This is a genomic window from Reyranella sp. (genome assembly GCF_050185545.1).
In the GTDB taxonomy this organism is placed as follows: domain Bacteria; phylum Pseudomonadota; class Alphaproteobacteria; order Reyranellales; family Reyranellaceae; genus Reyranella.
This window is the reverse complement of sequence record NZ_JBFWZI010000226.1, coordinates 1-9,825: the sequence shown is the minus strand read 5'-3', so window position 1 is coordinate 9,825 and position 9,825 is coordinate 1. Positions and strand designations below refer to the sequence as shown.

General features: G+C 66.9%; 8 protein-coding genes and 1 riboswitch. Of the genes, 1 reads left to right on the top strand and 7 read right to left on the bottom strand.

The features are described 5' to 3' along the window. Positions 1-202 precede the first annotated feature (202 nt). The gene (locus tag AB7O82_RS33720; RefSeq protein WP_428621355.1) at positions 203-721 is read right to left on the bottom strand and encodes a 6,7-dimethyl-8-ribityllumazine synthase; all 519 of its coding nucleotides are present in this window, start codon (positions 719-721) and stop codon (positions 203-205) included. 95 nt (positions 722-816) lie between these two features. Further along, a riboswitch (FMN riboswitch) is annotated at positions 817-967 on the bottom strand. A gap of 236 nt (positions 968-1,203) precedes the next feature. On the opposite strand from AB7O82_RS33720, the gene AB7O82_RS33715 reads away from it, so the two are divergent. Then, positions 1,204-4,002 carry a hypothetical protein gene (locus AB7O82_RS33715; protein ID WP_428621353.1) on the top strand — a complete coding sequence of 933 codons (2,799 nt, stop codon included), beginning with the start codon at positions 1,204-1,206 and terminating at the stop codon, positions 4,000-4,002. A 52-nt stretch (positions 4,003-4,054) separates the two neighbouring features. On the opposite strand, the gene AB7O82_RS33710 is transcribed toward AB7O82_RS33715, so the two are convergent. From AB7O82_RS33710 to hisF, 6 genes are all read right to left on the bottom strand, one after another. Further along, positions 4,055-5,644, bottom strand: a complete 1,590-nt coding sequence (locus tag AB7O82_RS33710) for an FAD-binding oxidoreductase (protein WP_428621351.1) — start codon at positions 5,642-5,644, stop codon at positions 4,055-4,057. Between the two features lie 209 nt (positions 5,645-5,853). Next, entirely contained in the window at positions 5,854-6,720 is an 867-nt protein-coding gene (locus AB7O82_RS33705; protein ID WP_428544002.1) for a TauD/TfdA dioxygenase family protein, read from the bottom strand. Positions 6,721-6,997: 277 nt separating this feature from the next. Beyond that, complete coding sequence (locus AB7O82_RS33700; protein WP_428544004.1) at positions 6,998-8,020, bottom strand: alpha/beta hydrolase family protein; 1,023 nt, start codon at positions 8,018-8,020, stop codon at positions 6,998-7,000. Positions 8,021-8,051: 31 nt separating this feature from the next. Beyond that, a complete protein-coding gene (locus AB7O82_RS33695; protein ID WP_428544006.1) occupies positions 8,052-8,453 on the bottom strand; it encodes a histidine triad nucleotide-binding protein in 402 nt (133 codons plus the stop codon). Between the two features lie 84 nt (positions 8,454-8,537). Beyond that, positions 8,538-8,912, bottom strand: coding sequence for a phosphoribosyl-ATP diphosphatase (locus tag AB7O82_RS33690; protein ID WP_428544008.1), 375 nt, complete (start codon positions 8,910-8,912; stop codon positions 8,538-8,540). A 48-nt stretch (positions 8,913-8,960) separates the two neighbouring features. Then, the gene (hisF, locus tag AB7O82_RS33685) at positions 8,961-9,740 is read right to left on the bottom strand and encodes an imidazole glycerol phosphate synthase subunit HisF (RefSeq protein ID WP_428544010.1); all 780 of its coding nucleotides are present in this window, start codon (positions 9,738-9,740) and stop codon (positions 8,961-8,963) included. Between the last annotated feature and the right edge of the window lie 85 nt (positions 9,741-9,825).

Here is a 9,825-nt window from a genome sequence, read left to right as displayed (position 1 = left end):
TAACCCGAATCGAGACGCGGCCTTCCGGGTCGCTCCTCAGGGTGGGGTCCTTTTTGACGCCTATGAGGGCACGGCCCTGCAAAGCCTGTGTTGTGCCCATGATGCGGGCGTCGAGCTCCAGCCCCTGGAACGAGCAGCAGCAGCAGCCTGCCTGTATCCCCTGCAGTCGGGCCGCGAGCGGCTCGACTGCAGGGGACGGGCCCTACGCTGCCTTGGCCAGCTCGCGGATCATGTGCACGCCGCCGGTCGTGCTGACGCAGGCGGCGGCGGCTTCGGTGCCCTTCACGCGGAAATGCTCGTGGAAGAACCGGCGATGTTCCTCGTGGTCGTGGAAGTCGCGCGGCGTCAGCACGGCGGAGATGACCGGCACTTCCATCTCCAGCTGCACGGTCATCAGGCCGTTGATGACGGCCTCGGCCACGAACTCGTGCCGGTAGATGCCGCCGTTGACCACGAACCCACAGGCCACGATCGCGCAATACCGCCCCGTTCTCGCCAGCAGCTTGGCGTGCAACGGCAGCTCGAAGGCACCCGGCACCTCGAACAGGTCGATTCGACCAGCTTCGACGCCGCGCCGCGCCATCTCGCCCAGGAAGGCCTGCCGGCCCTGGTCGACAATCTCGCGGTGCCAACACGATTGGACGAAGGCAAATCGCTGTTCGCCCGTGGTCGGCCGATGGATTTGCGAGTCTTCGGTGATGCTGTTCGTCGTCTGATTCATGAGATCCTCATACGAAGTTTGAGGCTTGAATCAGGGTGCACGAGCACAGGACCCCGATGCCCCACGACAAGCGTGGCGACATCGACGGTCGCGCGTCGCGCTCTCTTCCATCCGGACTGTTACCGTCGGCCCCGGAGTTTCACCGGATCTGCTGACCCCATTCCTTGCGGAATGGGCGCTCGCGGGCTGATGCGACGAATCGCAATCACCGCCGGTGGGGACTTCCACCCCGCCCTGAGAACGCCTGCCCCGGGCCAATCCCGAGACGGATCAACGATCCATGAAGCGCCTGTCTTGTGCAAGCTGCTGGCGCGCGCCCGTGCCGCTTGGTGGTGGCAGGACCGATCGAGAGCGGGCGCCCATCGAGGCACGCCGGGTCTTGGACGCGACATCTTGAAACTGCGAAGCAAGATTTTCGCCTGTCCTCGATGTCGAACGCATCTTAGCTTTCGTGCACGGTGGGGCGCGTTATCGGGGGTTGCATGACAACACAGACATGGGTTTCAGGCGTCGTCGGGGACTGGTTCACGCCGGCCAACTGGACGACCGACACCGTACCGGTCGCGCTCGACACCGCGATGATCGGGTCCGGCAACCCGACCATCGGCCAAGGCTCGTCCATACTCGGGCAGACAATCGTCCTGGGCGGGTCGGCGACCGCGTCTTCCGTCACCCTGACGGCGATCGACTCGAGCTTCGGCCCAAGCACCGGGACGCCGTCGTTTGCCACCCGGCTGTTCGCGACCGGCGGCCATCCTGTCACTTCGCCTTTGCGAGCGACTTTCCTCGTCCAGGGCAACACCTCGTTCGAAGGCCAGATCATCGTTTCTGCCATGGGCGGCAGCCTGACCATCGAGTCGCAGAGCGACGGCGTCAATCCCGGCAACTTCACGCTGCTGAACACCGATTCCTCGACCGTGGTTCTGGTGAGCCAGGAGAGCTTCCTGTCGTTCACGGGCGAGACCATCACCAATGGCGGGCTGATCCAGGTCGATGGCGGCATGGACATTGCCGCCAGCGTGACGGTGGCGGGCTCCGGCCTGATCGTGCTCGAGGATGGCGGCCAGCTCGCGGTCGAAGGCACTGTCGGGTCCGGTCAGCAGGTTATCTTCGCCGACGGCACCGGGTCGGTGACCCTGGCCAACGTCGCCACGTTCGATGGCGTGTTCGGCTTCACGAGCGTGGGCGGCAACACGATCGACCTGCAGGGCGTTGTCGCGCAATCGGACGGCTTCCTGACGATACCGACCCCGCCGAACGTTCTCTACCTGGCGCTCTATTCGGGTCCCAATCAGACCGGATCGATCGTCGCCACGCTCGCCGTCGAAATGATCGACGAAGAGTCGCTGTTTCCCGAAGGCAATACCCTGACCCCCGAAGACTTCACCCTGAGCAGCGACGGCAAGGGTGGAACGGTGGTCACCTACACGCCGCAGGCGCCGATCATTCTGGAACAGTCACTGCCCGTCGCAGTGGTCGGCAGTCCGGGTGAAACGGTCTCGCTGTCGACGATCCTGATGCAGTCGTTCGGCACGACGACACCGAATTTCACGAATATCACCCTGTTGCCGACCGAGGTGGCGCACAACTCAAAGGGCGACGATGCTTTTTGGGCGACGCCGAACGTGACGTCGCAATGGAAGGTCAACGGCCAGGTCATCACCCAGGACTATACGGTCGCCGCGGGCGACACGGTCGAGCTGATCGTGGGCAACCAGATCATCTGGCCGGCCCAGTTCAATGCCCAGACGACGCCGACCGTGTCGGTCACCAGCGGCGAATACGTCGTCTACGATGTCTGGTCGGTCGATCCGCGCATCGCTGCCGCGGTCGAGGCCGCAGGCTACACCGGCCTGCCGACACCGGATGCCATCGTCGCGTCGGCCAACGCCTTCGCCAGCGTCTATGGTCTCGTTCCCAACACCAACCTTTGCAACTGGATCGCCGACAATGTCGCGGCCGGCGCCGGCGCGTCAATGCCGCTGCCGAACGCCTTTCTGGATCCGACGGACAATCAGCCGGGCGGATTCTGGCGGATCACCTATTCCGGCGCCCAGCCGTCGCCGGTTGTCGACTGGTCGTCCGAGGTGGCGGCCGGCACGATCGTGCGCATGGGCTGGTTCCATCCCGAGGATCCGCAGGCGGCTGCGGTCACCGGGCACACCACGACAGTCCTGGGCCCTGGCACGACTCCGGGCACGATCTCCGTCTACGACAACATCGATTTCGTCGACGACGTCGAATACATCGGCGTTCACGATGCCAGCTACTGGGTTTCCACCAATCCGGCCGACATCACGGTCTACCAGCTCGATCCCGCGCAGCAGTATCTGATCCTGGGCACCAGCATCGCCGAGCAGATCCAGGGCAGCGTGTTCAACGACCTGATCCAGTCCAACGGCGGCGCCGACTCGATCATGGGTGGCCCCGGCAACAACGAGATCCAGGGGACCACGGCCGAGCTCGCCGGCATCGCGGTGAGCGATTTCGATGCCGGTGATCTCCTGGATTTCACCGACCTCGCGCTGGCGACGGCCTCGGTCAGCTTCGCCAACGGCTCGCTGCATGTCTTCAGCGACCATCAGGAAGTGGCGACGATAGCCATGCCGACGCCGGAACTGGGCAGCTTCTTCTTCGTTGCCTCCGACGGCGACGTCGGCACCAATGTCGGACTGGTCGACCCGGTGACCCAGATCGAGCGGCTCTATGTCGGCTATCTCGGCCGCGCCGGCGATCCGTTGGGCACCGGGTTCTGGCAGAACCAGTTGCTGGCCGGACCCGATACCCAGGCGACTCTGAAGGCCATCGCGTCGAGCTTCGCCGCGCAGCCGGAGACCGGCGCGGCCTACCCCTTCCTGGCCAACCCGCAACATGCCACCGCGGCCGAGATCACCGCCTTCATCACGGCGCAGTACCAGGAGCAGTTCGGTCGTGCGCCCGACGCGCCCGGCCTCGCCTACTGGCAGAGCTATCTGACGGCCAACCTCGCCTCGCCGCAGGCGGTGGGCCTCTTCCCGCTGCTGCTGGCCTATGGGGCGATGAACTCCGAGGCGGGCCTCGATCTGACCGCGATCGCCAACAAGGCGACGGTCGGCGCCTATCTCAGCGAGCAGTTCGCTGCCGCCGACATCGATTTCGACAGCACGCCTTCGCCCGCCAACGCATTCGCCCACCAGATCCTCGAACAGGTCGACAGCACGCAGGACAGCGTCACGGCGGCGGAGGCGGCGGTGCTGGCCTTCATCCAGGACCAGACCGAGCTGGTCGGCATCGCGCTCTGAGGCGCTTGTCGTTCTCCCGCCCGGCTTTTGCCGGGCGGGAGAACGACCGTCATCACGGATCGATCAGCACGCCCGGATTCATCATCCCCTTGGGATCGAGCTCGCGTTTGGCGCCGCGCAGGGCGCGGGCGAACAGCTCGGGTCGCTGCCTGTCGTAGAACGGCCGATGGAATCGGCCGACGGCGTGATGGTGCGTGGTCGTGCCGCCATGCTCGACGGTCGCCGCCGTGCAGGTCGACAGCACCTCCATGAACTGCTCGAGCTGGCGGCGCTTGTCGAGGATGCCGCCGAAGGTGAAATAGAGGCACGGCCCGTCGGGATAGACGTGGGTGAAGCGGCAGGTCACCGTGCCCTCGCGCCCGGTCACGCGCTTGATGGTGTCCCTTGTAATCGCCGTTATCTTCTGGTAGAAGTCGCGCACGCGCTCCCAGGTCATCGAGGTCTCGAAGGTCGAGGACAGAATGCCGCGCGCCACCGCATGCTCGCCATAGTGCGGCGCGCGGATGAAGCGGTTACGCCAGGCGCCGGCGGCGCCCGAGCGATGGGCGTTCTCGTCGTCGGCGCCGGCGTCGGCGACGCCGCCATGGGCGGCGCAGATCTCGAGCGCACGCTTCATCCAGGCATCGAGCGGATGGTCGGCCGATTCGAAAGCCAGCACCAGCACCGCCTCCTCGCTGCTCCACGGTATGCCGGGCAGCGCCTCGCGCGCCTCGAGCAGGCGGCAGTTGGCGGGATAGAGGTTGGCCTGGGTGATGTCGCGCACCGCGTCGGCGCCGGCAAAGAAATCCTTGAAGCGCACCGACGCGGAGGAGCGGAACGTCGGCTTCTTGCGCAGGCGAACCCAGGCCTCGGTGATGATGCCCAGGATGCCTTCGGAGCCGATGAACAGGCGATCGGGGCTTGGGCCGGCGCCGGAGCCCGGCAGGCGGCGGGTCTCGAGCGTGCCGGCCGGCGTCACAACCCGCGTGCTTTCGACGAAATCGTCGATGTGGGTGTAGAGCGTGGCGTAGTGGCCGCCCGAGCGCGTGGCGATCCAGCCGCCCAGGGTCGAGCAGCGATAGGCCTGCATGTAGTGGCGCATGGTGAAGGGCGACTCGCGCAGCTGGTCCTCGATCGCGGGGCCATAGATGCCGCCCTGGATGCGTGCCGCCTGGCTCACCGGATCGACCTCGAGCACCTTGTCCATGTGGCGAGTCGAGATGGTGACGACCTTGCCGGCGGTGGCCGGCGGCTCGATGCCTTTCACCACCGACGAGCCGCCGCCGTAGGGGATCGCCGTGGCGCCGATCGAATCGCACCAGTCGAGCACGCGCACGACGTCCTGCTCGGTCTGCGGGAAGGCGACCGCGTCGGGCGGATGCGGCACCGAGCGCATGAACATCCGCGTGGTGTCGAAGCCCGCCTTGCCGTAGCTGTGCTCGAGCCGCGTCAGATGGTCGGTGCGCACGATGGATTGCAGTGCCGCCGGCACGGCGACGCGCGGCGCGCGCAGGGTGATCTCGTCGGCCTTGGGCGGCGGCGTCACGTCGAAGCCGTTGAGGCCGTAACGCTGGGCGATCTCGGCCTCCCACGACCCGATCTCGTCAGCCGACAGATCCTCATCGGCATAGCCCCAGGCATAAAACTTCTTCTGTCGCCGCATGTTTTCTCCCTTTGTTCAATCCTCCCCAGCTTCGCTGGGGAGGTGTCGCCGTCTTACGGCGACGGAGGGGTCATGTCTTCTGGACCGCGGGCGTTTCGCCCGCTCATACGGATGACCATGAGCGGGCGAGACGCCCGCGGTCCAGAAGATTTGACCCCTCCGTCCGCGAAGACGCGGACAGCTCACGCAAGCGTGGGGAGGAGAATGAATTACGCCGCAAACGCGATCGGTCTCCCGCTGCCCTTGATCTGGGTGCGGTGCATGATGCGCCGCGCGCTGCCGTCGAACGGGTCGCGGCGATGCATGGTCGAGCGGTTGTCCCACAACACCAGGTCGCCCAGTTGCCAGACATGCTCGTACACGAACCGGCGATCGGTCGCATGCGCCCATAGCGCCTCGAGCACCGCATCGGACTCTTCGCGCGAGTAGCCCTCGACGTAGGAATTGCGGCGGCGGCCGAGATAGAGCGTGGCGCGGCCGTTGGCGGGATGTTTCAGGATCGCGGGATGCCAGGCGCCCGGGGCGGCCATCGGATCGTCGGTCGGAGTCACGCCTTTGCGCAGGTAGCCGCCGGCATTGTAGGTGCCATCGTGCTTGATGCGGCGCCCCTCGATCCTCGCGCGCAGGTCGGCCGGCAGGGCATCGCACGCCGCCTGCATGCCGCAGAACCAGGTGTTGCCGCCGCTCGGCGGGATCTCGAGCGAATAGAGCATCGAGGCGTCGGGCGGCCAGTCGAGATAGCTCATGTCGGTGTGCCACACCGCCTCGCCGGCGCCGAGCGCGCCGATCGGATCGCCTTTGGCGTCGAGCACGTTGGAGACGACGTAGATGTCGGGATAGCCCGGCGGGCTGATGCGGCCGCGCTCCTGATTGGGCGGCGGGTCGAGCTCGCCGAAGCGCCGGCTGAAGGCCAGCAGGTCGTCGTCGCCAAGCTGCTGGCCGCGCAGCAGGATCATCGAATGATCGGTCCAGGCACGCAGGATCGCCACGAACTCCGGCTCGCTCAACCGCCGCAGATCGACGCCGGAGACTTCCGCCCCGACCGCCGATGCTACCGGGCGCACCGTCACCGTCATGCTGTTCCCTCCCAATCTCGGCCTCCTCTCCCCCGCTGGGGCAGGGCATTCGCATTTGCCAATGAACTCCGTCATCCCGAGCGAAGCCGCCCCAAGGGCGGCGCAGTCGAGGGACCTTTCTGGCCGATGCCGCAAGCAAGAACGGTCCCTCCTCTACGCCTCGCTGCACTCGGCTCCGGTCGCGATGACGGAATTTTTTGCCATTTGCGGATGCCCTGCCCGAGCGGAGGAGAGGAACATGAATCTGGCGGGATGATCGACCTGCCGCGAAGCGCGATCAAGCGCCCAGCACGGCGCGCAGCCAGGCGGCAAGCTTGTCGGCAACCGGCGGCGCCAGGGGGCCGGTGAAGCCCGGATCGCCCGGTCCGGTCACCGTCTTGAGATTGTGACTGACGCCGGCTGCGACCAGCGCCTCGCCGCCGGCGCTGCGCGTGCCGAGTGCGTCGATCAACGGCTGGATATCGTCCATCGGGACGATCTGCTGGTCGGCCCCGCCATGCAGAAGCAGGCAGCTGAGCGGGCTCGCCGCCAGCACCGGCGCCGGATCGAACGCCATCGCACCTTGCAGGAACGGGCCGATATAGGCGGGAAACAGTGGCTGCAGCTCCGCCGGCAAGCCGGATGGCGGGCGACCATTGGTCCGGATCGCGCCCAGCACGCGCTCGACTCCATCGACGAGGTTCGGTGCCCCGCGCCGCAGCTGCCGGCGCAGGATCTCGCCATAGGGACGACCCGGCGTCGCCGCCAGCACGAGGCTGTGCGGCTTGCTCTCGCTGATGGTCGGTGCGGCCGCCAGGACCAGCAGGCCGCCCTCGCTGTGGCCCAGCAGGCCGGTGGCGTAGCGCTTGATCTCGTCGTGCCTGACGAGCTCGGTGTGGGCAGCGCGGACATCGTCCACGAACCTGTCCCAGGCGCAGAACCTTTCCTGTTCGGCCGAGCCCGCCGGCATTTGCGTCGAGGCGCCGATGCCGCGCTTGTCGTAGCGCAGCGTGCCGATGCCGGCCTCGGCCAGCCGCGCGGCGATCAGGCGCAGCGTATCAATGCGGGCCGGCACCAGGGGGTTGTTGCCATTGCGGTCGGTCGGGCCACTGCCAGCCACCAGCACGAGACCGGGAACCCGCTGCAGCTCGCTCCATGCCGGCAGCAAGAGCGTGCCGGCGAGCATCGTGCCGTCATCGGCGGCGAAGCGCACCTCGCGCTGCCGCGTGCCACGCGCGTAGTAGCCCTTCCACGGGCTTTGCGCCTCCGCCGCTCCCGGCAGCGCCAGGCCGGCGGCGAGCACGATGCGACGGCCGATCATCGGCGGTCGCCTGATCTGATCCCCGATCGCCTCATCCGCGATCAGAAGGGCGCGGCATGTTGCCCATGCGGTGACTCATCTGCCGGCCGCCGAAGATGTGGACGTGAAAGTGGAAGACGAGCTGCCCGCCGTTCGGTCCGTGATTGGCGACGATGCGATAGCCCTCCTGCTCGAGCCCGAGATCGTGCGCGATCCTGGCCACCGCCCGCCAGAAGCCGACCACCAGCTCGGCCGGCGCGGCGGCACAGAAATCGGCCTGGGAGACGTACTCGCCCTTGGGAATCGCCAGCACGTGAACCGGCGCCAGCGGGTTGATGTCGTGGAAGGCGAGGGCAAAGTCATCCTCGTAGACCTTCCGGCACGGCAGCTCGCCGCGCAGGATGCGCGCGAAGATGTTGTTGCGATCGTATGCGGGCATGACAGGGGCGGGCATGACGGACTCCAGCTCGGGCCGGGCCACGTTCCCGCAGCCTGCACAGCCGCGCAATGCGACTTTGTTCCGTCAGGCCCTTTTCTGTCAGTTTTGGCGGCCGGCTTTCTCGGCGATGCCCGAGAGCCCCTCGCGGCGCGCCAACTCCTCCCACACGGCGCCCGGCTTGACGCCTGTCGCCGCCCACAGCGTAAGCAGGTGATAGAGCACGTCGGCGCTCTCGCCGACCAGCTTGCCCTTGTCGCCGCGTACGCCTTCGATCAGCGCCTCGACGGCTTCCTCGCCGAGCTTCTTGGCGATCTGCTGACGGCCGCGACTGAACAGTCGCGCGGTGTACGAGGTATCGGGATCGGCGCCCTTGCGACTGTCGATCACCAGATAGAGGCGATCGAGCACGTGCTCATCAACAGCCGCGCCGCCGGATTTGGTTGCCTTTTTCTTGGCTTTCTTCTTTTTCGCCATGGAGGGGTCTCTCGGCGCCTCCGACAGGGAGGCAATTAACATTTTACTTCAATTTGCCGCGCCGTGCGAGATTTGTCGGATCGGAACGCCGGCGCGTGCCAGTCGTTCCTTCGCCTCGGCAATCGTGAACTCGCCGAAATGGAAGATCGAAGCGGCGAGCACCGCCGAGGCGCCACCCTTGAGCACGCCGTCGACCAGGTGATCGAGCGTGCCGACGCCGCCGGAGGCGACCACCGGCACCGGCACCGCATCGGACACTGCGCGCGTCAGCTCGAGGTCGAAGCCCTGCCTGGTGCCGTCGCGATCCATCGATGTCAGCAGGATCTCGCCCGCGCCAGACTCGGTCATGCGGCGCGCCCAGGCGACGGCGTCGAGCCCGGTGCCCTGGCGGCCGCCATGGGTGAAGACTTCCCACCTGCCGGGCCCGGTCTGGCGCGCGTCGATCGCCACGACGATGCACTGGTCGCCGTACTTCTCTGCCGCCTCGCGCACGAACTCGGGCCGCGCCACGGCGGCCGAGTTGATCGACACCTTGTCGGCGCCGGCCAGCAGCAGGCGGCGGATATGCTCGATCTGGCGCACACCGCCGCCGACGGTCAGCGGCATGAAGCACTGCTCGGCGGTACGGGCGACGACGTCGAGGATCGTGTCGCGGTTCTCGTGGCTCGCCGTGATGTCGAGAAAGGTCAGCTCGTCGGCGCCGGCGGCGTCGTACAGGCGGGCCTGCTCGACCGGGTCGCCGGCATCGCGCAGATCGACGAACCGGACGCCCTTGACGACACGGCCGTCCTTCACGTCGAGACAGGGAATGATGCGGACCTTGAGCATGAGCGGAGCGGCGGCGGCGGGGCGTGGTTTTCCGGGCCGGGACCATATGCGGCGCCGATCGATTTGTCGACTTGGCGGGGCCGAC